Origin of the sequence: Bordetella genomosp. 4 (genome assembly GCF_002261185.1) — a bacterium.
In the GTDB taxonomy this organism is placed as follows: Bacteria; Pseudomonadota; Gammaproteobacteria; order Burkholderiales; family Burkholderiaceae_B; genus Bordetella_A.
In genome coordinates this window covers 1069881-1091310 of sequence record NZ_NEVQ01000013.1, presented here as the reverse complement: position 1 = coordinate 1091310, position 21430 = coordinate 1069881, and the positions used below count along the sequence as shown (strand labels likewise).

At 58.9% G+C, this 21430-nt stretch carries 33 protein-coding genes; 21 read left to right on the top strand and 12 right to left on the bottom strand.

Features of this window, described 5'->3' with window-relative positions:
- Positions 1-33 precede the first annotated feature (33 nt).
- The 8 genes from CAL20_RS15365 to CAL20_RS15330 all read right to left on the bottom strand — a co-directional run bounded on the left by CAL20_RS15365 (position 34) and on the right by CAL20_RS15330 (position 3622).
- A complete protein-coding gene (locus tag CAL20_RS15365; protein ID WP_094838287.1) occupies positions 34-537 on the bottom strand; it encodes a siphovirus Gp157 family protein in 504 nt (167 codons plus the stop codon).
- A gap of 14 nt (positions 538-551) precedes the next feature.
- Positions 552-1169, bottom strand: coding sequence for a hypothetical protein (locus CAL20_RS15360; RefSeq protein ID WP_094838286.1), 618 nt, complete (start codon positions 1167-1169; stop codon positions 552-554).
- A gap of 12 nt (positions 1170-1181) precedes the next feature.
- Positions 1182-1832: an AAA family ATPase gene (locus CAL20_RS15355; protein WP_094838285.1), complete on the bottom strand. Its 651-nt coding sequence runs from the start codon at positions 1830-1832 to the stop codon at positions 1182-1184.
- A 102-nt stretch (positions 1833-1934) separates the two neighbouring features.
- Positions 1935-2159: a hypothetical protein gene (locus CAL20_RS15350; RefSeq protein WP_094838284.1), complete on the bottom strand. Its 225-nt coding sequence runs from the start codon at positions 2157-2159 to the stop codon at positions 1935-1937.
- Positions 2156-2473, bottom strand: a complete 318-nt coding sequence (locus CAL20_RS15345) for a hypothetical protein (protein WP_094838283.1) — start codon at positions 2471-2473, stop codon at positions 2156-2158. Before CAL20_RS15345 ends, CAL20_RS15350 begins: the two co-directional genes overlap by 4 nt.
- Positions 2470-2733, bottom strand: coding sequence for a hypothetical protein (locus CAL20_RS15340; RefSeq protein ID WP_094838282.1), 264 nt, complete (start codon positions 2731-2733; stop codon positions 2470-2472). Before CAL20_RS15340 ends, CAL20_RS15345 begins: the two co-directional genes overlap by 4 nt.
- Before the next feature lies 1 nt (position 2734).
- Positions 2735-3010 carry a hypothetical protein gene (locus CAL20_RS15335; protein WP_094838281.1) on the bottom strand — a complete coding sequence of 92 codons (276 nt, stop codon included), beginning with the start codon at positions 3008-3010 and terminating at the stop codon, positions 2735-2737.
- A gap of 33 nt (positions 3011-3043) precedes the next feature.
- Positions 3044-3622: a hypothetical protein gene (locus CAL20_RS15330; RefSeq protein ID WP_094838280.1), complete on the bottom strand. Its 579-nt coding sequence runs from the start codon at positions 3620-3622 to the stop codon at positions 3044-3046.
- Positions 3623-4424: 802 nt separating this feature from the next.
- Here CAL20_RS15330 and CAL20_RS15325 point away from each other — a divergent pair.
- Positions 4425-4943 (top strand): hypothetical protein, encoded by a 519-nt coding sequence (locus tag CAL20_RS15325; protein WP_094838279.1) that lies wholly within the window; start codon positions 4425-4427, stop codon positions 4941-4943.
- 53 nt (positions 4944-4996) lie between these two features.
- On the opposite strand, the gene CAL20_RS25890 is transcribed toward CAL20_RS15325, so the two are convergent.
- From CAL20_RS25890 to CAL20_RS25640, 4 genes are all read right to left on the bottom strand, one after another.
- On the bottom strand, positions 4997-5485 hold the full coding sequence (locus CAL20_RS25890; RefSeq protein WP_094838278.1) for a type II toxin-antitoxin system PemK/MazF family toxin: 489 nt from the start codon (positions 5483-5485) through the stop codon (positions 4997-4999).
- Positions 5486-5696: 211 nt separating this feature from the next.
- Positions 5697-6098, bottom strand: a complete 402-nt coding sequence (locus tag CAL20_RS15310) for a J517_1871 family lipoprotein (protein ID WP_094838276.1) — start codon at positions 6096-6098, stop codon at positions 5697-5699.
- Between the two features lie 23 nt (positions 6099-6121).
- Positions 6122-6805, bottom strand: coding sequence for an XRE family transcriptional regulator (locus CAL20_RS15305; RefSeq protein ID WP_094838275.1), 684 nt, complete (start codon positions 6803-6805; stop codon positions 6122-6124).
- A gap of 297 nt (positions 6806-7102) precedes the next feature.
- Positions 7103-7267, bottom strand: coding sequence for a hypothetical protein (locus tag CAL20_RS25640; protein WP_179266678.1), 165 nt, complete (start codon positions 7265-7267; stop codon positions 7103-7105).
- Between the two features lie 29 nt (positions 7268-7296).
- Between CAL20_RS25640 and CAL20_RS15295 the strand changes: the two genes are divergently transcribed.
- The 20 genes from CAL20_RS15295 (at position 7297) to CAL20_RS15190 (ending at position 21416) form a co-directional block, all read left to right on the top strand.
- On the top strand, positions 7297-7611 hold the full coding sequence (locus CAL20_RS15295) for a CII family transcriptional regulator (protein WP_094838273.1): 315 nt from the start codon (positions 7297-7299) through the stop codon (positions 7609-7611).
- Positions 7593-8021, top strand: coding sequence for a recombination protein NinB (locus CAL20_RS15290; protein WP_256981519.1), 429 nt, complete (start codon positions 7593-7595; stop codon positions 8019-8021). The genes CAL20_RS15295 and CAL20_RS15290 overlap by 19 nt, the downstream gene beginning before the upstream one ends.
- The gene (locus CAL20_RS15285; RefSeq protein WP_094838271.1) at positions 8021-8503 is read left to right on the top strand and encodes a hypothetical protein; all 483 of its coding nucleotides are present in this window, start codon (positions 8021-8023) and stop codon (positions 8501-8503) included. The genes CAL20_RS15290 and CAL20_RS15285 overlap by 1 nt, the downstream gene beginning before the upstream one ends.
- Positions 8500-8640 carry a hypothetical protein gene (locus tag CAL20_RS25635; RefSeq protein ID WP_179266677.1) on the top strand — a complete coding sequence of 47 codons (141 nt, stop codon included), beginning with the start codon at positions 8500-8502 and terminating at the stop codon, positions 8638-8640. Before CAL20_RS15285 ends, CAL20_RS25635 begins: the two co-directional genes overlap by 4 nt.
- Positions 8640-9434, top strand: a complete 795-nt coding sequence (locus CAL20_RS15280; RefSeq protein ID WP_094838270.1) for a hypothetical protein — start codon at positions 8640-8642, stop codon at positions 9432-9434. Before CAL20_RS25635 ends, CAL20_RS15280 begins: the two co-directional genes overlap by 1 nt.
- Entirely contained in the window at positions 9431-10816 is a 1386-nt protein-coding gene (gene dnaB, locus CAL20_RS15275) for a replicative DNA helicase (RefSeq protein WP_094838269.1), read from the top strand. The genes CAL20_RS15280 and dnaB overlap by 4 nt, the downstream gene beginning before the upstream one ends.
- Before the next feature lie 2 nt (positions 10817-10818).
- A complete protein-coding gene (locus CAL20_RS15270) occupies positions 10819-11196 on the top strand; it encodes a RusA family crossover junction endodeoxyribonuclease (protein WP_094838268.1) in 378 nt (125 codons plus the stop codon).
- A complete protein-coding gene (locus CAL20_RS15265; protein ID WP_094838267.1) occupies positions 11193-11399 on the top strand; it encodes a hypothetical protein in 207 nt (68 codons plus the stop codon). Before CAL20_RS15270 ends, CAL20_RS15265 begins: the two co-directional genes overlap by 4 nt.
- Positions 11396-11794, top strand: a complete 399-nt coding sequence (locus CAL20_RS15260; protein ID WP_094838266.1) for a hypothetical protein — start codon at positions 11396-11398, stop codon at positions 11792-11794. Before CAL20_RS15265 ends, CAL20_RS15260 begins: the two co-directional genes overlap by 4 nt.
- 201 nt (positions 11795-11995) lie before the next feature.
- Positions 11996-12397: an HNH endonuclease gene (locus CAL20_RS15255; protein WP_179266676.1), complete on the top strand. Its 402-nt coding sequence runs from the start codon at positions 11996-11998 to the stop codon at positions 12395-12397.
- 48 nt (positions 12398-12445) lie between these two features.
- Positions 12446-12862: a hypothetical protein gene (locus CAL20_RS15250; RefSeq protein ID WP_256981517.1), complete on the top strand. Its 417-nt coding sequence runs from the start codon at positions 12446-12448 to the stop codon at positions 12860-12862.
- Complete coding sequence (locus CAL20_RS15245) at positions 12859-14367, top strand: terminase large subunit (RefSeq protein ID WP_256981516.1); 1509 nt, start codon at positions 12859-12861, stop codon at positions 14365-14367. The genes CAL20_RS15250 and CAL20_RS15245 overlap by 4 nt, the downstream gene beginning before the upstream one ends.
- Positions 14364-15596, top strand: coding sequence for a phage portal protein (locus CAL20_RS15240; RefSeq protein WP_094838262.1), 1233 nt, complete (start codon positions 14364-14366; stop codon positions 15594-15596). The genes CAL20_RS15245 and CAL20_RS15240 overlap by 4 nt, the downstream gene beginning before the upstream one ends.
- A gap of 4 nt (positions 15597-15600) precedes the next feature.
- Positions 15601-16470 (top strand): head maturation protease, ClpP-related, encoded by an 870-nt coding sequence (locus tag CAL20_RS15235; RefSeq protein WP_094838261.1) that lies wholly within the window; start codon positions 15601-15603, stop codon positions 16468-16470.
- A gap of 11 nt (positions 16471-16481) precedes the next feature.
- Positions 16482-17687, top strand: coding sequence for a phage major capsid protein (locus CAL20_RS15230; protein ID WP_094838260.1), 1206 nt, complete (start codon positions 16482-16484; stop codon positions 17685-17687).
- Positions 17688-19254: 1567 nt separating this feature from the next.
- Positions 19255-19908: a class I SAM-dependent methyltransferase gene (locus CAL20_RS15210; RefSeq protein WP_256981515.1), complete on the top strand. Its 654-nt coding sequence runs from the start codon at positions 19255-19257 to the stop codon at positions 19906-19908.
- A complete protein-coding gene (locus tag CAL20_RS15205) occupies positions 19908-20252 on the top strand; it encodes a head-tail connector protein (RefSeq protein ID WP_094838257.1) in 345 nt (114 codons plus the stop codon). Before CAL20_RS15210 ends, CAL20_RS15205 begins: the two co-directional genes overlap by 1 nt.
- Positions 20252-20575, top strand: coding sequence for a phage head closure protein (locus tag CAL20_RS15200; RefSeq protein ID WP_094838256.1), 324 nt, complete (start codon positions 20252-20254; stop codon positions 20573-20575). The genes CAL20_RS15205 and CAL20_RS15200 overlap by 1 nt, the downstream gene beginning before the upstream one ends.
- The gene (locus tag CAL20_RS15195; protein WP_094838255.1) at positions 20575-21003 is read left to right on the top strand and encodes a hypothetical protein; all 429 of its coding nucleotides are present in this window, start codon (positions 20575-20577) and stop codon (positions 21001-21003) included. Before CAL20_RS15200 ends, CAL20_RS15195 begins: the two co-directional genes overlap by 1 nt.
- Positions 21000-21416: a DUF3168 domain-containing protein gene (locus tag CAL20_RS15190; RefSeq protein ID WP_094838254.1), complete on the top strand. Its 417-nt coding sequence runs from the start codon at positions 21000-21002 to the stop codon at positions 21414-21416. The genes CAL20_RS15195 and CAL20_RS15190 overlap by 4 nt, the downstream gene beginning before the upstream one ends.
- The last annotated feature ends 14 nt before the right edge of the window (positions 21417-21430 follow it).

The following is a 21430-nucleotide window of genomic DNA, read 5'->3' as shown; positions in this document are numbered from 1 at the left end:
CCAAGCGCTTGTGCTGGCGGGCGCCCGAAGGGGTTAGCGGATCGCCAGGCGCACACCCTGACGCAGGCGAGCGCCGGGAACGTCGAAGCCGTCTTGAATCGCCTTCTTGATCAGCGTCTTGTCCAACTGGGGCGGGGGTGGCGGCGGGCTGGTGAAGTAGTCAGCCGGGATCAAGCGCTCGTCCTCGATCTCCACAGCGGGCGGGTTCTTGGCAATGCTGATCTTGAACAACGGGCATTCGATGACCTGAATGTTGTTATTCACCATGCTTTCCAGCACATAGCGCTTGAGCCCTTCGACGCGGTTCTCAATGGCTTTGCGGCGGTCGGCCATGCTTTTCTCGGCCTCTTTGATCGCTGCAGCAGTCGTTTCCAGATTGCGCATGAAGGCCACGACGTTTTGCGCCTTAGTTTCCAGTTCGCCGCCGAGTGATTCCAGCGTGTCGGCTACAACTTCAGGCGGTAGGTCCATATCCGCCAGTTGCTCGAGCGCAGCGCTGTGCTCAGCGGCCAGTTGATAGAGTGTGATCGCGGTCATGGATAACCTCTGGGTCAGAATGGGATATCGTCGTCGTCCCCGCCGGCAGCGGCCAGGGCGCGATTGCCTTCATCGATCGAGCCGCCACGTGATCCTCGGAACGGCTTGTCACGGAGGGCCAAGACCATCTTGGCGAGCTGTTGGGGCTGGGTCTTGCGGTCGAGAATTTCGGACGCAACCAACTCATCCGATGCGCGGAACACGCCTGAGAGGCTGGGGCGCCATTTGCCGTCGTCGTACTCTTCCATGGAGAACAGCAGGCCAATCGGCTTACCCAGCAATTCCGCGAACTGCTCTACCTCGGTTTCGACTTCGCGTTTCAGATCGAAGTCATAGATCTTTGCCTTGATGTATTTCGGCTCTGCCAAGTTGCGCAGGCCCAGGCAGGTCATCATCGCCATCAGTTGCTTGTAGCCGTAGATGGTCGATCCGTCGGACTTCTGCGTATAAATGGAGAACCGTGCGCGCTGATTTGTCTCGCTCACGAAATCAAAATCGATGCCCATCGTTCCGGTGTTCTTGCTGACGATGTGCTGGGCGCGGGTAAATTGGCCCTTGTATTTGCCCAACTCGGTGATGCGTGAGCCGGTGTTTTCCGCCTGCTTGGCGGCATTGGGGTCGAGTGCGTACATGCTGGCTCCTGATTAAGCAGCTTCGGTGAGGTCGTAGTACTGATAAATGGCGGTATCGACGGCAGCCAGATCGTTGTCGATCATGTCCGCGTCAAACATGCCCATGGGGGTCTTAACGGTGTCACTGCCGTTATTGCGGGTGGCGAAGTAGTACTGTCCGTCTTGCACCACGGTTTTGAGGACGATGGAAACCATGCCTTCCAGCGTGATCTTTTCGTCCAGCATCTTGCCGATGGTCTTGATCTTGGTACGACCGTCATCGGCAATTTCGACATGGGAGAGCACATACACCCGAACGTCGTCAGGGAGGCGTGCAGCTTCGGCCAGAATGTCCCACGCGTTCTTGCCGATCTCGGTGAACTTGTCGAATCCCTTCTCAGCACTGCGGCGCATAAATTCGTTGGCCATCACATACTGGAAGTCATCAACCACAATGACCTTGCGCTTGGTGCGCTTCATGGCTCCGACGATGGTGGCCGCCATATCGCACACAAAGATGCTGCCTTGGGGATTCTCTTTGGTGACCATCTTCCATGCGCCAGACTTAAACGGCAGCGGCTTCTTGATCGCCTGAATCAGCAAGGTTTGCTCGGGGTCCAGGTTGCGTAGGCTGGTGGACTTGCCGGTGCCAGACTGTCCTAATATCATCGTCACGGTGCTCATCGATTGCTCCTGATTGATCGGTTGCTATGAGTGCTACAGAGCGGCCACGTTGGGCACGCAAATATGGGTCGGGGAGGCCGGGTGCATAGGCGTCTTCGGCCTTCATTGCTGTCTCGCCGCATAAGCAGTCCCACGGCCATCCTTGGCAATAGGCTCGCTATCTAGGGTGGGGCCGAGTACGCCGGAGAGCGCTACCAGGGCGACGAGTACGGCGGCGTAGCCAGCGATGTCCAGATCCCAGGTGTTGCTGTAAAACCAGTCACCAGAAAAGGCGATGACGATGGTCAGCACGACGTACAGGGCGAGTAGGATGTAGATGGTGGTCATTGCTGCTCTCCGGTGGCCTTAGCGATTGCGGCACGGGCTTTTGCCCATGCCTCGTTAATCCGCTCATCCGTAGGGGAAAATGGCCCGCGAAGGGCGTCTAGCGCTTGAAGGGCCTCAAGCAACTCAGGCGCGGCGGCGATCAGATCCGCATCGGCCGCATCAACCTCAATAGATGGCGGGTCAGAGTCGTATTCGTCATAAACAATGCCCGAGACAGCCCTGAGAACATCCCGCCCCTTTTCATCCTCGAGGCAGCCGTACTCGCTTGAATATCGCGTCCAGTGCCAGGGGCCCGGCGTGTGTTTCGTAGTCATGCCCATTCCTCGATCGCGTCCTTGATGGCCGCTTTGAGTTGTTTTTGAAGGCCCTTCGACCAGCTGGTAACCGGCAGACGCGCTACACCAGCCAGCATCACCGCACGGTCTTGGTCGCTCAGGTTCTCGAAGAAATCCCGGTCACGCAGGCATTGCGCCCACCACTCGCCGTCATGGCCGTCAACGTCGAAGTTGTAGGGAGCCTGCAGAACCTCATAGACGCCCTCAACAGTCGCGTACAGGCGCTCGATCGTTTCCATCTCAGGCCTCGCCAAACGACTCAGCCAACTGCGCATACCGAACGAACTCAGGCGCAAATGCAGCCTTCAGACGGTCACGGTTGTTCGGGTCGGCAAGCTGCCAGGTGCGGGCCAGCGATTTGATGAAGCCGCCGCCGTGAGCAACCATGCAATGCGCCGTTTTCTCGTCGCTGACCGTGGGTACCGAAGCATCAGCGGTCGCCTCGCTGGCCCACTGGCGATGACGCGAGGCAGCCTGGATATCAGCCTTGACTTTGAATTCGCCTGGATAGTCCATAACAGTCTCCTAGCCCCGACCGGGGCGGTGGGGTTAGGCTGTCGCAGTAACCTTGATCGCCTGGGCGGCTGCCGTGATCGCATCCTTGGCCGCGTTCTCAATGTTCTTGGCGATGACCTTATTCACATCGGTCACAGCGGCTTTGGCGTGCTGCTCCAATGTTTCGCGGATGTATGTACGCATCAGCACGGTCAAGCGCGGACCACTAGCCCGCCAGTTGTAGGAGTCGCCTGATTCCGCTTTGGACTTGGCATTGTGGTCGACGTCCTCGGTCATGTACGTCTCTGCGCGGGCAGCGATATATTCCTTGAACGTCATCTTCGGCGTGACGGGCTCGCCGTAGCGATTGGTCTGTCGCATGTCGGCGTTTTCGATCATTTCGCCAACGCGAGGCACCAAGTGCTCAGCGGCCAGCGCAGCGATTTTGGCGTCAACTGACTCCTGCACACGCTTTTCGATCTCGCGTTTGAATCGGGATTCGTAGCTGAATTCTTCTTCGCTATCAGGATCAAATCCTGTACTAGAGAGCAGAACGCTCACAGCTTGATCGACGATTCGATCTGCCAAATCCTCTACGCTTACGCCGAGGGCTTCCAGTGTCTTGATGTCCATCTGTTATCTCCCAAGCCCCAACCCAATGGGGCGTATCAAGACAACGTGAGATTCAGGGGAGGGCGCCGGTCTTTCCCGGCTGTCAGAAGCTGCACCAGCGTTTACCTGAGTGGTTCCGCCTTGCCACGTCCCGCAAATAGCGGCTCAGGGCTACTGGCATCTGCTTCAAGAAGGCGCTAGGGTTGGTTACCTAGATCACTCTGAGCTACCGGCACGTCTCAGCGGCGCGCCGGGCGGGGCACTACTCCCGCGTCCATGGATTACTGGTCCATCGCTCGTGCTGTGAAGTGTTTACGCACTGCACGGCTACCGTGCTGCGCCCTCTCCTGAATCCCAAGTTGTCAAAGAACGTGCCCCGGTGTGATTTGTGGGGCGAATTCATTCGTCAGGCAGCGCTCAATGAACGGCCTAACGGATAAATTCCGGGCAGTAAGCTCCAGACGGTTCCTGTTTGCTCACTGCCTCGCGGCTCTGTCGGCTCAGGGGCTCTCCGCTTACTACCCCTTCATCGCGTCCACCGATTGCGCTAGCTCGGCTGGGCATTCCTCTTTCGACTCTCCAGCTAGATCCGTCTCGACGGGTACTGCTGGACACGCATGGGCTTGCGGCACTGCTGAGAAATCCCGCATCCGATCCGTTACTAAGCTGGCTTCCGCCTAGGCTGTTCTGCGGTTGGGATGCGATGGGTGAACTGTAATCGCAAATGCGCTTATATGTCAAGCGCAAATGCGATTAATGTATCTGCGGCAGAACGGGAGTCTTATGGAGTACGATTCAGACTTGATTTGTTACGGAGGCGGAGATGAGAAACTTGATAGCCGTGGGAACGGCGTTGATGTTGGCTGGGTGCGCAGTGGGAAAAGACCCGTCGCTGGCCCAATATGACGGCATTACCTACACGAAAAGCTCCAGCGGGCAGGAATACATCACATCTGCAAAGTTTCAATTTCCTGGCACCGAGCCAAAAAACAAAGAAGCACTGCCTTTGTGTATCGCCAAGGGGGTGAATGCCTACCCGTCCACTGCCCAGCCAATCAGGTTTATGGCTGACGACAAGAGGCGCGCTGTAGCAGAGGGAGGCCTGCGCGTCTATGAATCTACGCTGGGCATCCCTAGCGAAACTCTGGTTCGCTATACCCTGGACGCATCCATAACCCCGCAAGGACGAAGCTATTTGTTCGAAAAGATGGACCAGCGTTTGTCGGGATCCCCTGAAATGGGATTTATCCCAATCGGGGCGTGGTCTGGCGGATCGGGCATTGAAATTGTGGAGTCGCTACACGACCTGGCTGGCTCGATTGACTCCTGCCTCTCCCAATAGCCCAAAATAAAACCGCCCGGGGAGGGCGGTTGGACAGATGCGCAATGGGCAGTCTAGATATCTTCCCAGGGAGGGATTTCACTCTGGATGATGGTGGTAGAGACGCTTACCGCTGAAATATTCACCGAAACGGCGCTTGCCGCAACGGCAGGGGGTGCAGGCAAATATGCTCTTACTCCCGCAAACACGGCATCTAAATCCTCATTCCCTAGGCGAGCCTTCATGTATGCCCGCTTTCCGTTCTCTTTCCTGTGCGGCCATTTGAGTCTATGGAAAGATACCGTATAGAGCATGTCGCACTTGGCCCATACTTGAGACTCGGACGGCAGGGGTGAGTGGGTTAATTGGACGTGCCATGGCTCAATGGGGCTTGGCGCCGTCGTGGATAGCGGGACAATTGTGCAAAGCCCACGGCTATGTACGCTGGCTTTTGAAATAACGACAACAGGTCGGATCTTGACCATTTCAGGCGGGACAAATCCCCTCTCAAAATCACAGATCAACACATGCCCGGTTTTCACTCCGGTTGGAATTGTTGTCATTCTTGTCTCTGAAAAGCAAAGCCCCCCATGAAGGGGGGCCGGATCGGCACCCGCCAAAGCTTGCTAATCGCCTCAGGCGGGCCGCTGAAAGGGGTTAACCAATCAGACTCACTGCCGCGCGCCGCTAAGCGCCGGCTAAACAAGTTTAGTTTAATCCGCGCATCCTGGATAAGCAAGTCATCGCCACTCATCAGCTTCTCGGTGGGGTGGGTTAGCGCAGCTTTTCTTTACAGTATGGGGACGCCTCGACCAGATTCCCGTCGCGACTCAGCCGAACAGGGGGCACGCCTTTCTGGTCATAGGAGGCAATTAGCTGACCGCCTTCGGTCGCGGCTGTCATTGTCATCCCATCCGGAAAATACAGGCGCCCGCCGGAGTATTTGAGGTTATTGATGGATTCATTGGTGTGCCAGCTGGAGCAGTAGAGGCCGCGACCGTCCTGATCAACTCGTATCGTCATCAGGTATGGCCCGCTAGTTCCCGTCCAGGTGCCAACGATCTCTTGCGGCGGCGAAGATGGATCGATCTGACTGTACTGGTTGTTTTTCATGGCCTCGTATGGGGCCACACAGGCACTCAGTGGCGATAGCAACAATAGATAAAAAAGTCTCATTTCGTCACATCGATCTGAAAAAATTAGAAATCCTCGCTGCGCCAGACCTTCAGAACACGCCCGAACACCTCGAAATCCATAGACTCATCAATCACCCAGTCCCGATAGGCTGAGTTTTCAGAAATAGCTATCAAGCCTTTGCCGGGCACGCGCTGCAGACGCTTGATAAAGCCCTCGCTACCCACCCGGAAAAAGTAAATCGCATCGAATTCCACGGCCTTGACGCTGGCATCAATAATCAGCGGATCGCCTGGGTTAAACAAGGGGCGCATGGAATCCCCAAAACCGGTAACGATGCACAAACTATTTGTGGCCGCAAAGCCACGGACGTTCTTTTCCAGCCATTCCCTACTGACGTGCCAACTCTCAATTACGCCCGGCTGATCTTTCAGCTCTATCCCGGTCACGCCCATCCTCCCGCCAGTGTCATACCGGCCGATGGTAACGGAGGATTTCGACGGTTCAGAAGATGGGGTTAATTCGTCGTCCCGACCGACTGCATACATAGGCCCGTCCCCATTGGAGAGCCATTCGGGTCGCACACCAAGCGCTTTCGCAATATCGACTAGTCGGCCCGAGCCGTTATTTCGGCCATTCTCGATGCTGGCTATAGTTGATTGGCCGGCGCCAATGCGCTTAGCCAGCCCAGCTTGTGACAGCTTGGACTCGGCCCTGGCGCGTTTCATACGGGATGCTAATTCGCTCATATCGCAATTGTGATTGATGTTTCGATCGCAATGGCGCTTGCATAATAAGCGCAATTGCGATTAAATTAGGCCCATGAACTGGGCAAACCTAATTTCCGACATGCAAACCTGGGGCTGGACCCAGGCACGAATCGCCGCCGCTCTGGGGGGTAAGCCTCAGTCGTGGGTAGCCGACATTCTCAAAGGTCGATATCGAGATCTGAAGTGGTCGGACGGACAGCGATTGATTCGTCTCCATAAACGTGAGTCTCGAAAGCGCTCCGATATCGAACTCTCCCAACAAGAGGTGGCGTGATGTCAATGCAGCACCCGATCGTCAGCGTCCGGGGTTTCGTATCGCAGACGGTCCGCCTCATCACACAGGCGGCGCATCAATTCCATCACGGTTTCCTGCGTAGGCGACTCAAAGGCCCGCAGGGCCAAGTCCTGGGCTTCAGTCAGAAGCTTTTCCGTTTCAGTCACGTTCTTTAATTCCTAAATCGAGTTCAGAAATGAGTACGCAAGCAGTATCTGCTGATCAGATTGAAATCACACGCAAGATCGGCGCACGCCTTTATGCCGAGATCTTGCAGCGCCTTGCAGAGGTAACGCAGGAGCGTGCGGCCGATTTCATGGGCTCATCGGCGAGCACTGTGAGTCGGATGAAAGAGGACGTGGAGAAGGTCTGCCAGTTGCTGGCAGCGATCGATCTGCAGCTAGCTCCCAGTGACGCGGTAGTCGTGGATCAACGCGAGCAGCAAGCCATTGAAAGCTTAGCGTTCAAGTATCTGCAGGCTCGCCAGGAAACTTGGAAGAGGAAAAGCTGATGGACAAACAGGTTTTCCAATTGGTCAGCCCTCAGGTGCGCAGAAATGCCGCATATGCCTGCGCGAATGCGCCCGACGGGTACCGGGTTGAGATCAGGCCCCGCACTCGCACGCTGGCGCAAAACGACTTTCTCTGGTCGATCCTGACCGATATCAGCAAGCAGGTCGAGTTCGTCGTTAATGGCGCCCTGGTCAAAGTATCCGCAGAGGAAGTCAAAGACATTCTCACCGCCGGCCTGCGTCGCGAGACGCGCATGGCGCTGGGAATCGACGGCGGCATGGTTTTGCTCGGCCAGCGCACCAGCAAGATGACCGTGCGCGAAATGACGGATCTGATCGACCTCGCGCACGCATTCGGAAACGAGCGCGGCGTCGAGTGGTCGCCGACCAGCTTGGGAGGGGCCATCTAATGTGGAATAGCTCACTCGTTCGCAAAGTCTTCATAAAGCGCGCGAAGGCCGATCGCTCGAAAGGCCTGGGGCACAAGGTAGAGGCTGCATTGAATCTTGCGCGCCCAGCGGAGCGTAAGCCTGAAAGCGTGTTCCGCAGCCGTCAGCACCGCATGAACGTCGCGGCGCTGAATTGCGTCTGCTGCGGCCGCTCGAAGCGTTCCCAGGCTGCACATTTGAATTTGTTGGCTGCGGGCAAAGGCCTGGGCTTAAAAGCCTCCGATGCGCTGCTGGTTCCGCTGTGCTGTGACGAACTAGGGCGCCGTGGGTGCCACCACCAATTAGACCAGGGCGCTGCGTACGACAAAGCCACATCAGCCGCTTATCAAATCCAGTGGCTCCAAGAAACCCGCGATCAGTTGCGCGCGCGCCGGCAATGGCCAGAAGAGGCCGAGTCTGACATGCAGCGCCTGCTGGGTGCGTACTTGCGGAGGCAGGCATGACGAACCAAGAGAAAGCCTATCAAGACGCCATGAAAGAGGCGCGTAAGTTGTCCACGTTAAAGCGGCGTAGCGCTATGGCGCCGCACGTGCATGCATGGGCCGAAGCGCTCAAGCGGATGCTGGCAGGAGATCGGTGATGGCGCGCATCAGAACCATTAAGCCGGATTTCTGGACGGACGAAAAGCTCACTGAGTGCTCACTGAGTGCTCGGTTGATGTTCATCGGAATGCTGAACTTTGCAGATGACAACGGCAATCTGGCCGCTTCAGCTAAGAAGCTGAAGATGCAGATATTCCCGGCTGACAACATCGATTGCCAACCCTTACTTGATGAGTTGATTGCTCATGGAGTAGTCATTGAGTACTCAGTGAATGGAGATAAGTTCCTAAATATAAAGGGTTTTAAGAAGCACCAGATCATCAACCGACCATCGAAGTCGGCCATTCCTGAGCCCGCTTTCAATGAGGACTCAGTGAACACTCATGGAGTTGTCACTGACGGAAAGGAAGGGAATGGAATAGGAAAGGAAGAACCACCCCCCAACCCCCCGCCGGGGGGTGAAGAGCCCGTTGAGCCTTCGGCTAACAAACCCAAGCGGGAACGCAAGGCGCGTTGCACCCTGAAAACCTTCATCGACCAATGCCGAACGGCTGGCGAGACGGCTATCAGCGGCTACAAGCCCTTGCTGGAGTACGTGGACGGTACTGGCCTGCCGATGGATTTCGTGCAACTGGCGTGGGAGGTTTTCAAGTCTGAGCACTTGGCCGGCGGCGCGAACGATCGGCGTCTGCAGGCCGATTGGCGAAGGCATTTCCTTAACTACGTGACCAAGGGGTATTACCGGCTTTGGTACGCAAACGCTGAAGGCCATTTCAGTCTGACGACTGTCGGCATTCAGGCCAAGAAAATTCATTCGAAGGAGGCGGCATGACCACGGCGCCGATTTCCGTCAGTTCTGTGAGTGCGGAACAGTCCGTCATCGGGGCATTGATGCTGGATAACGGGGCATGGGACCGCCTTGATGGCGCGCTTGCTCCCAACGATTTTTACCGCCACGATCATCGGCTGATCTTCGGCGCTATGTCGAGGCTGTTCAACGAAGGCAAACCCGTCGATGTGCTGACCGTTCTGGACAGCTTGTCATCGGCTGGCGAGGTCAACGAGGCAGGCGGACTGGAGTACCTGAATTCCATCGCCACCAGCGTGCCGAGCAGTGCCAACGTCAAGCGATACGCTGAGATTGTTCACGCCCACCGCGTGCGTCGTGACGTTCAGGCACTGGGCAATGAGATATCCGCGATGGCAGCCGAGGGCATGGATCCAGCTGAACTGGTCGAGAAAGTCACCAGCATGGCTATGGCCTTGGCTGATCAGCGCCAAGCAGGCCGCGATCCGCAGCCGATTGGCGAGCTGTTGACGGACGTTCTGAACGCGCTGGAATCCCGAGTGGATCAAAAGGGTGGCGTATCAGGCATCTCGACAGGTTTTGCTGACATGGATCAGAAAACCAGCGGATTGCAAAGTGGCGACCTGATCATCATCGCCGGACGCCCGTCGATGGGCAAGACCACGTTTGCCGTAAATATCGCGGAAAACGTTGCGGTCGCTGGTGGTGTTTCGTTGGTGATCAGTCTGGAAATGTCCGCCGCGCAACTTGCTGAACGCACGGTGGCCCGCTTTGGCGAGATTGACACTCAACGCATGAGAACAGGCCGACTCAGCCAGGACGACTACACCAAGCTGACGGGAGCACTGGGGCGGCTACAGGACCAGAGACTCATCATTGCCGACGACCCAAGCCTGTCGAGCGCATCCCGCATTCGTCTGGCAGCGAGAAAGATCAAGCAACGCCAGGGACGACTAGATCTGATCGTTATCGACTACCTGCAGCTCATGGCTGGGGATGGCTCGAACCGCAACGAGGAATTGGGCGGCATAACCCGGGCCCTGAAACTGGTTGCACGCGAAATCGGTTGCCCGATCATCCTGCTGTCTCAGCTTTCGCGCAAAGTCGAAGAGCGGCTGAACAAGCGCCCGATCATGAGTGATCTGCGGGAATCTGGCGCGATCGAGCAGGACGCCGACGTGATCCTGATGGCATACCGCGACGACTACTACAACGAGGACAGCCCACTCAAAGGCTACGCCGAGATCCTGATTCGCAAACAACGCATGGGCCCGTTGGGCGAGGTGACGTTGGTATTCGAGGGGCAGCACTCACGATTCCTTGATGCCGATCCGCACTCATTGGCTGCGGCTCGGAATCTGGCGGCCAGCCAGCCCAAGAAGAAATTCAGCATGTTGAGGGACTGACGATGACCGTTATAGAACTCCCATTCCCGCCCAGCGTAAACAGCTACTGGCGCAGCCCCAACAGCGGGAAATTGGCCGGCCGCACCTTGATCAGCGAGAAAGGGCGCGTGTACCGCGCTGACGTGCTAGAGGTCGCTGCCCGGTATCGAGTCCCGATGATCCGAGGGAGGGTCGCCGTAACAATCGATGCATTCATGCCAGACCGCCGCCGTCGAGACTTGGACAACATGCTCAAGGCATTGCTTGACGGCCTGGTGCACGCCCGAGTCATTGAGGACGACAGCCTCATAGACAAGCTATCGATCGAGCGTTGCGGTATGGCGCCCAAGGGGTTTGTCAGGGTGTTTATCAACCCGATCAGAAATCAGGAGGCGTCATGACAGCCGAGCTATGCAAGTGGGAGCTTAAAGACCCGCTGACGATCCTGATCAGCCGCGAGCAGGCCGCCATCAAGCGCAGTTGTGCCGGCTGCTCCAACGCGAAACCAGTGCTCACGCCATTCGGGGAAACGGTAACCCGGTGCCTGAAGGGCCGGCCGTATGGAAAGAAATGTAGTCAGTTTGTGGGAGGTGTGGCCAAGTGAAGTCGAATATCGAGGTATTGCTGGGAGAGTGGGGCGCGTGGAAGCGGGGGGAGAACCGTTCCAGCCTCGGCTATCCTGGTCAGTCAGCCTTTCAACGCATGCGAGTCGACGGGCAGCGGCGTGCCGACCCGTATGCGCTGATGGTCGATGACGACTTGCGCAAGGTGGATGAGCACATAGCCAGACTGTTCCCCGAGGCGCATGTCGTGGTGGTGGCGCATTACGTGTGGCCGGGCCCGGTCAAAACAAAGCTAGACCGGGTGAAGGCGACGCGCACGCGCTACTACGACCTGCTGGAAATGGCGCATAAGCAGCTGTCGCACTGGATGGGGGAGCGATATCAAATCCCGTGTGTTGTTCCGGCCGAATTTATTTTGTCCGGACACCTTGTATGACTGTCCGGACTGAATCAGAATAAATCCCGTAGGCTGTGTAGTTGCGTCTGTGGTCTTACTTTCCGGTCTCGCCCCGCTTTGAGCATTGCTCGGCGGGGCGTTCTTTTTGGTGGGCCGTTATGCCCTGCGAACAATGCCAGCGCCGACGCGAGCAAGCGGTAGCCTGGCTGAGGAAGCTGCAGCAGGCTGCAAGGGAGCGTCGTGACAGAGCAAGAGCCCCACGATCGGCTGAGAGGAAGAAGGCTTCAGCAGGCAAGACTGAGGATATGGGCACACGACCCACGTTGCGCCAGGTGCAGGAATCTGACTGAGTACCCAAGCGGATTCGAATTGGATCACATTGCCCCAGTCCACAAGGGCGGCGGCAACGAGGACGAGAACCTGCAGGTGCTGTGCCATGCCTGCCATGAGGTCAAGACAGCAGAGGACCTGGGTAGGCGGTATCGATGCCGCATCGGGCTCGACGGTTGGCCGCTCGATTCCGGAGAAAATCCGGGAGGGGGCGGGTCAAAAGTTGAGCGATGGGGGCCCGAAAACCGCGCGGGGGGCTTTCTTTTCATAAACGTGGATAAAAAAGCTGAAAACGATTCAGCGAAAAGTTAGCGAAGGACACAGGGAATGGGCACTCGGGGCCGTAAGTCGACAGCGGAAATGACTGTCGTTGCCCAAGTTGCGCCTGTTGCCAGCTCCGACCGTCTGCCGGCGCCGGTGCATCTGACGGATGCGGAGCGCGCGGTATGGCTGGAGGTCGTCAACGATCAGCCGGCCTCAGCCTTCACTCCGACACATGGCCCACTTCTGGAGCAGTACTGCCGTCATATCGTGCAGTCCCGGATCTTGGCCGAAGAAATCATGAACTTTGACCGCGCCTGGCTGGCGGATGACGACGGCCTGAAGCGGTATGACCGGCTGCTGGCGATGCAAGAGCGGGAAGGGCGAGCGGCGTCGTCGCTGGCTACCAGGCTGCGCATCACCCGGCAGGCGGTGGATCACCCGACTACCGCGGGACGGGCGAACGCTCGTCAGGCGCGGGCAAGGAAGCCGTGGGAAGCGCCGATCGACGTTTGACGCGTGGCGACCGCAACATCCAGTGGATCGAGCAGTACTGCCGCATCCCTGAGGGGAAGCTGGTAGGTAAGCCGGTCAAACTGACGAAGCACCAGCGGAAGTGGATCAAACAGATCTACGACACGCCGACCCGGATGTTCATTCTGAGCATGGCTCGGAAGAACGCGAAGACGGCGCTGTCGGCCTTCCTGCTATTGCTCCACCTGTGCGGTCCGGAGGCGAAACCGAACAGCCAGCTTTACAGCGCAGCGCAGTCGCGGGAGCAGGCGGCGATCCTGTTCGCTCTGGCGGCGAAGGTAGTTCGAATGTCGCCGGACCTGTCGCAGTACGTGGTTATCCGCGACACGGCCAAGCAACTGTTCTGCCCCGAAATGGGGACGCTGTACCGGGCGCTGTCGGCTGAGGCTAGTACGGCCTACGGCCTGAGCCCGGTACTGACGATCCACGATGAGCTGGGCCAGGTACGCGGGCCCAGGTTCGAACTGTACGAGGCGCTGGAAACAGCAAGTGCGGCTCAGGAGTCGCCGCTGTCGATCGTGATCAGCACGCAGGCGCCGACAGATGCGGACCTGCTGAGCCTGCTGATCGACGATGCATTGACCGGCGCTGACCCGAGGCAGAAGGTGGTGCTGCACTCGGCACCGCTCGATCTGGATCCGTTCTCGGAAGAGGCGATCCGGGCGGCTAACCCGCACTACGACGACTTCATGAATAAGGAGGAGGTCAGGCGCCAGGCAGCCGATGCCAAGCGCCTACCGAGCCGGGAGGCGTCTTACCGGAACCTGATCCTGAATCAGCGGGTAGAGGCAAGCAATCCGTTCATCGCCAGGGCGATCTGGCAGGAGAACGGGGCGCAGCCCGAGCCTTGCCGAGGACAAACGGTTTACGGCGGGCTGGACTTATCGAGCGTGTCTGACTTGACGGCTCTGGTTCTGGTGTCGGAGGCCGGTGACGTTTACCCGACCTTCTGGCTGCCGGAGGAAGGACTGGAAGAGAAGTCCAGGAATGACCGGGTGCCGTATGACGTGTGGGCTGGTGACGGTCTACTGCTTACGACGCCCGGGCGGGCAATCGAGTACGAGTTCATTGCCCATCACCTACGCGAGGTGTTCGATACCTACGACGTTCGGGCGCTTGCCTTTGATCGCTACAACATGCGGTTTCTCAGGCCCTGGCTCGAGCGCGTCGGGTTTGACGAAGAAGAGCTGGAGCGGTTCGTGGAGTTCGGTCAGGGCTTTGTGTCCATGAGCCCGGCGCTGCGCGAGCTGGAAAGCAAGCTGCTGGCGAAGAAGCTGCGCCACGGCAATCACCCGGTACTGACGATGTGCGCGGCCAATGCGGTGGCGGTGTCGGACCCAGCCGGAAACAGGAAATTCACGAAATCGAAGGTGTCAGGCCGCATTGACGGCATGGTGGCGCTCGCCATGGCGGTGGGCGCCATGCCAGTCGACGTTGAGGCCGAGGACGACTTCACCGACTTTCTCAGGGATCCCATCATCGTATGAAAACCAAGACAAAGCCCGGTCGCATCAGGGCCGCGCTGTTGGACTGGCTTGGGGTGCCCATAGGCCTGACTGACGCTGACTTCTGGTCGCAATTCGGGGTCTCCGCTGCCGGGCAGCAGGTCAACGAGAAGACTGCCCTGCAGCTATCTACGGTATGGGCATGTACACGCCTGATATCGGAGACGATATCCACGCTGCCGCTCGGCTTGTACATGCGGTCGGGGGCTGGTCGCGTGAGTGCCGATGGGCACCCAATCTATACGATCATCCATTCCCGGCCAAACTCGGATTCGACCGCAGCTGTGTTTTGGGAGGCGGTGATAGCCTCAATGCTGCTGCGCGGGAATGGCTTCGCGGAGAAGAAGTACATCGGCAATCGGCTGGTGGCTCTGGAGTTTCTAGTTCCAGGCCGGCTGACAGTTTCTCGTGACATCAAGGGGAATAGGCGGTTTCGCTACACGGAGCGCGACGGCGAACAGAGGGAGATCCCCGAGAGCCGAATCTTTCGAATCCCAGGCTTCACTCTGGATGGTGACTGGGGTGTAAGCGTCATCGAATACGGGTCGAGCGTTTTCGGATCCGCCCTGGCTGCTTCGTCGGCTGCGAATAGCACCTTCGAAAAGGGCCTGGCGCCGACCGTGGCGTTCACCGTCGACCGGGTGCTCAAGCCGGAGCAACGGGACGACTTCCGGAAATCGATCGAGCTCATCAGCGGGGCGATCAATGCAGGCAAGTCGCCGGTCCTTGAGGGCGGAATTGACGCCAAGACGATTGGCATCAACCCGAAGGATGCCCAGCTGATCGAGTCCCGGCAGTTTGGCGTGGAGGAACTCTGCCGTTGGTTCAGGGTTCCGCCTCACATGGTCGGGCACACGAGCAACTCGACCAGCTGGGGAACTGGCATTGAGCAGCAGATGATCGGCTTTCTGACGTTCACGCTGCGCCCCTGGCTGACTCGCATAGAGCAGGCCATCAACAAGGATCTGCTCGCCCCGTACGACCAGACCCGCTACTACGCTGAATTCAGCGTTGAGGGGCTTCTACGCGCGGATAGTGCGGCTCGGGCTCAGTACGAATCCACGATGGTCAACAACGGGATCATGACGCGCGATGAAGTGCGTCGTCTCGAAAACCTGCCGCCGATGGGTGGCAACGCTGATGTCCTGACCGTTCAGACGGCACTCGTGCCCATCAATCAACTGGGCGTGACCCAATCCCAGGAAGGGTAAGCATATGTCTTTGAAAACTTTGCCGACTGCTCCGTCGGGAAGCCCCTGCGCGGGCGTGGCGGGCCAGCTGCTGCCCCGGGCGTTGGACCGCTGGAACACCGGCATCCAAGCGGCAGCGGACGGCGACGATCGCAGCATCAGCGTTTTTGACGTCATAGGCACAGACTGGTGGACCGGGGAAGGCGTGACGGCCAAGCGGATTGCCGGGGCATTGCGCAGCATTGGCGCGGGTCCGGTGACGGTGAACATCAATTCGCCGGGCGGCGACATGTTCGAGGGCATGGCCATCTACAACCTGCTTCGCGAACACGACGGCGAGGTGACGGTGAAGGTACTTGGCCTTGCGGCCTCGGCTGCGTCTGTCATCGCTATGGCGGGGGACACAGTGCAGATTGCACGCGCCGGGTTCCTGATGATCCACAACTGCTGGGTTATGGCTGTTGGGAATCGCCACGACCTGCAGGCCACCGCTGACACGTTGGCGCCGTTTGACGCGGCGATGGCGGACATCTATGCCGCGCGGACCGGGCGACCGGTGGTTGAGATGCAGAAGCTGATGGACGCCGAATCCTGGATAGGCGGCAGCGCAGCAATTGACGGTGGGTTCGCTGACGAGCTTCTGCCGTCCGATCAAGTATCCCAAGGTGAAGCCAAAGCGAGCGCTGCTGCCGTGCGCAGGCTGGAGGCGGCTCTGCGCAGCTCGGGCATGCCCCGTAGCGAGGCGCAGCGCCTGATCTACGAATTTAAGTCCAGCCTGAGGGATTCGGCTGGCAGCGGTGGGCGCGATTCCACCGAACACGGCCTGAGCGATTCAGCCGTAGTTGCATCGGTGGGGCCCATGCCCCGAACAAAGTTCGAAGTTCCACGGATATAGGAGTAATTGCGATGAGCGCAATTGAACAGGAATACAAGCAGGTCCAAGCAGATCTCAAGCAGGTTGGCGACGACCTGAAGCGTTACGCCGAGCAGTCGCAGCAAGAGATCAAGGCCCACGCCAAGCTCTCCGAAGAAACCAAGGCCTCTGTCGACAAACTGCTGGTGCAGCAAGGCGAACTGCAAGCTCGCCTGCAAGCTGCGGAGCAGCTGATCGTCAAGATGGAAGGCGGCGGCGGAGCGGGTCGGCCCAAGTCGATGGGCGAAGAGTTCATCGCAGCTGACGGCTTCGATGCGTTCGCGGCCAAGGCTGCCGGTGGCGCCAAGGGCAGCTTCTCTGTCCCGGTGAAGGCCGCGGTCACCAGCCTGGACACCTCGGCAGGTGAACTGATTCAGCCTACCCGCGTTGGCCTGATCCAACCGGTTCAGCAGCGTCTGTTCATCCGTGACTTGCTGTCGTGGGGTCGCACGACTTCCAACAGCATTGAGTACGTCCGGGAGTCCGGCTTTACCAACAACGCGGACGTCGTTTCGGAAAACCCGGCCAACCCGAAGCCGGAGTCGGATCTGAGGTTTGAGCTGGACACTGACCCGGTTGCCACGATCGCTCACTGGGTGCGCGCCTCGCGTCAAGTCCTGTCGGACGCTGCCATGCTGGCCAGCTATATCGACGGACGCCTGCGCTATGGCCTGAAGCTGAAGGAAGAAGCGCAGCTTCTGAAGGGCTCGGGCGTTGGCCTGAACCTGAACGGCATCTATACGCAGGCGACGACTTACGTCAACCCGGGCGTGACGGTTCAAGCGGAAACCGCGATTGACCGCCTCCGCCTGGCTCTGCTGCAGGTGACTCTGGCCGAATTCGACGCCGACGGCATCGTGCTCAGCCCGATCGATTGGGCGGCGATCGAGCTGACCAAGACCACGGACAACGCCTATCTGTTCGCCACCCCCACCGGCTTGGCCACCCCTGGGCTGTGGGGTCGGCCGGTCGTTCCGACCAAGGCGATGGATGCCGGCGACTTCCTGGTCGGCGCCTTCCAGCAGGGCGCGCAGGGCTGGGACCGCGAAGACGTTTCGGTGACGGTTTCGACCGAAGACCGTGACAACTTCGTCAAGAACATGGTCACCATCTTGTGCGAGGAGCGTGTGGGCTTGTCGGTGTACCGTCCCGAGTCGTTCGTCAAGGGCGACTTCGACGGTCTGCCGGTTTCGGCTTAAGGCGTGGGCGGGGCTTCGGCCCCGCCTCTATCGGAGATCCTGAATGGTGATGGTGACTGCGCGGTCGTCTTTCATGCACGGCGGGGTAAGGCGCCCCGGAGACGAGTTTGACGTCAGCGATGTACAGGCTAAGGAGCTTGTGCGGCGTGGGCTTGCCAAACTCACGGAAGGCGATGTCCCTCCGCAGGCCGCTGGCATACCGTTGTCTGCATCGCCAGTGGCCCAAGTCTCACCGCAGACGATTGCGCAGCCGTCAAAGCGTGGCGGAAGGCGGAAAAAGGCCGCGGAGTAATCGTAACGAACACCACGTTCCGGATGGCTCCATGGGCGGACGTCTTGTACGCCATGGACAAGGTGTGGTGGGAGAGTTACGGAAAAGAGGCGGAGCAGGTTTTCTCCGGGGAGAGATGGGCCCCGATTCGCTATCCAGGCGTGCGGCGTGAGATTTTCAACCGGGGGAAAAACTCTGGAGTGGGAGCGATTGCCCTGGCAGCGCATTGGGGCGCCAGGCAGATCATCCTTCTCGGGTACGACTGCCAGCTCACTGGTGGCCGAGCCCATTGGCATGAGGACCATCCCAAAGGGCTGGGCAATGCCGGTGGCGTGAAAGACTGGCCTGCGCAGTTCACGCAACTCGCCTCGCGTCTTAGGGACGTGGCGATCGTGAACTGCACGAGGGTTACCGCTCTGACTTGCTTCGACCGAATTACCTTGAAGGAGGCTTTGAGCGAACAGCGGTCAGCGGTTCGGCCACGTTCGTCGAAAGGCACGGTAATTGTCGACGGAATGCATGGATTGGGGGATTCGATCTACCAACGGGCATTTCTGAAGAACATGCCGGGTGCCTATGTGGTCACTCCCTGGCCGGAACTGTACTCGGATCTCGACCTTCATCTGGTCAAGCCGAACACGAAGCTAAGGACGCAAGCCAAGAACGCTGAGCGCTCGCGGGCCCGCTGGGTGAGCCCTCCCGCAGGGGCCAGGAGAGTTCGGGTTGCATATGGGCCACGCGAACTGGCGATTGGCTCGATTCTGGATGCGATGCGACGGCAGTCGGGGGTTCGCCCAGGGGCCTTCGATCTGCCCCAGTTCGGATCGCCGCTGCGGCCAGGAAAGCCCACGGCGATTGTTAGGCCGGTGACCGAGCGGGCCGAGTGGCACAACCCGGCCAGGAACCCCGACCCGCAGTATGTGCACGCGGCAGTCGATGAGTTGAAGCGGCGCGGGTACTACGTCGTGTCGGTCGCTGACCTGGAGCCCGGCAAGGAATGGCTTGTCGGCCCGGCGCCGAAGGCGGATCTGGTACTGCACCGAGGGCAGTGGGATGTGTCCCAACTGTTGGGGGCCATCCAAGCGGCAGACGTCGTAGTTGGGGGAGTGGGTTGGATCGTGCCCGCATGTATCGCGGCTGGAACGCCCCTCTATGTGATTCACGGTGGGCAGGGCGGCCATAACCATCGATCCAGGCTAACAGCGCCATGGATGGATCTATCGAAGGTGGGCTGGGCGGAGCCAAAGAAGATGTGCATGTGCACCAACATGCTCCACCACTGCAACAAGGAAATTCATGGATTTGACGAAGGTTTCCGCGCCTGGCTGGATGGACAAGGCCTTTTCGGAACAGGCAAGCACCGGCCTGGTTTGGCTACCCGAGTACGGGATGGGTTACTACCCGGTGAAGCCGGAGGACATGCCCTACGACACGGAGTACTTCGCCAAGTACCGCCAGAACGCTGACACCGAGATAGGCCGTGCGCTGACTCAGGCCCGGGTGGATCTGGTATCCCGGCATTACGAGGGACCCCTGCTCGATGTGGGCATCGGCTGTGGGCAGTTTGTGGAGGCACGGAGCCAGACGTACGGATACGACGTCAACCCGGCCGGGGTGCAATGGCTGCGCGAGCGAGGCTGGTACCAGGATCTGTATGCCGGCACGTGCGCAGCGCTGTCCTTTTGGGACAGCTTGGAACACATCCAGGACCCGGGCGCGGCGGTGCAGCAGGCGCGGGAATGGGTCTTCGTGTCCCTACCGATATTTGAAGGTGCGGATCACTGCCTGCGGAGCAAGCACTTCCGCAAGAACGAACACATTTGGTACTGGACCCATGACGGCATCATCCGATGGATGGCAGCCCAGGGGTTCGCGTGCGTCGAAAGCAACACGGTCGAAACAGAGATTGGGCGCGAGGGCATAGGCTCCTACGCCTTCCGGAGGCAGTAATGGCGCTGGTGACATTGGAGCAGGCGCGGTTGCATCTGCGCGTGGACGAGACAGAGGAAGACAGCCTCATCGCGCTTTGGATCAACGCCGCGGAGCTGTCGGCGCAATCTTTCCTCGGTCGGAATGTGTACGCGGATCAGGCCGAACTCGATGCCGCAGTGAATGCCGGTACGGCAGGCGACGATCCGATGGTGGTCAATGACCTGATCCGCGCGGCAATCCTGCTGACGGTTGGGCACCTGTACGCCAACCGTGAGGACGTGGCAGCCGGCGTGTCGTTTGCCAAGATTCCGGTTGGCGCCGAGTACCTGCTGATGCCCCACCGCGTGAAGATGGGTGTGTGATGCGAGCGGGCCCCATGAACTCCAGAATTGCGATTCAGGAGGAAATCACGACGCCTGACGGCGGCGGCGGATTCGTCAAGACCTGGCAGACGGTCTTTTCCGTTTGGGCGCATTGGAAGCACCAGAGCATGTACGAACGCCTGCAGGCCATGCAGTTGCAATCCGGGGTGGTCCACCGGCTGGTAGTTCGGTATCGGGACGACATCACGCCCAAGCATCGGATTCTGTACAAGGGCAACGCCTATCAGATCCGGGCGGTTGTCAACGTCAACGAGCTCAACGACAAGATGGAGCTCCAGGTCGAGGAAGGAGTGCCGACGTAATGGCTACTCGACGCGCTGGCACGCTTGGCATACAGGCCACGCTCAAACAGATCCGGAGCTTTGAGCAGTCAATGAACGCCGAGATCGCCGATGTGGTTAGCGAGACGGCCGATGCGGTACTGGATAGTGCGCAGCGATCCATGCGGAATACGTCGAACGGCCAGATAAAAGGTGGCCGACCGGTTTCTCAGCCAGGTGAAGCGCCGAACGTGGATAGTGGCGAGCTCGTAAATAGCCTTGGCGTGGATTATCGGGGAACGGTCGCAGACGTGTACACGAATGATTTCAAGGCAGCGTGGCTTGAGTTCGGAATCCAGCAGATGCCAGCCCGGCCATTTTTGGGGCCGGCTTTGCAGCGGAACCGATTCGAGTTCTTCAAGAAGCTGCGTGGGATTGTCGAGATCGCCCGGAAGAGGTCAGGCCAATGAATCAGTGGGAAGTTCAAGTCGCGATCTACCAGCGGCTTACTACTGACGCGCCCGTTGTCTCGCTTGTCGGTACCCGAGTGTATGACGATGTTCCGCAGAACACCGTGTTTCCCTACATCGTGATTGGTGAGGCATCGGCAGTCGAGTGGAGCCAGGATTGTGGGCTGGGCGCGGACACGGATGTTGTTATCCACGTGTGGGACAGACCCTCGCAGGCCGGCGGGCCCCAGGGTCGCAAGCGAACGAAACAGATTTTGCAGGCGGTTTATGAATCCCTGCACCGATACAACCTGCCGATAGACGACACGTATTGCGTAGATCTGCAGGCGACATTTCAAGAAACCTTTCTTGACCCCGACGGCATCACTCGCCACGGCGTTATCCGGTTCCGTCTCCTTACCACCTACTCTTAACGGAGTTTTGCACC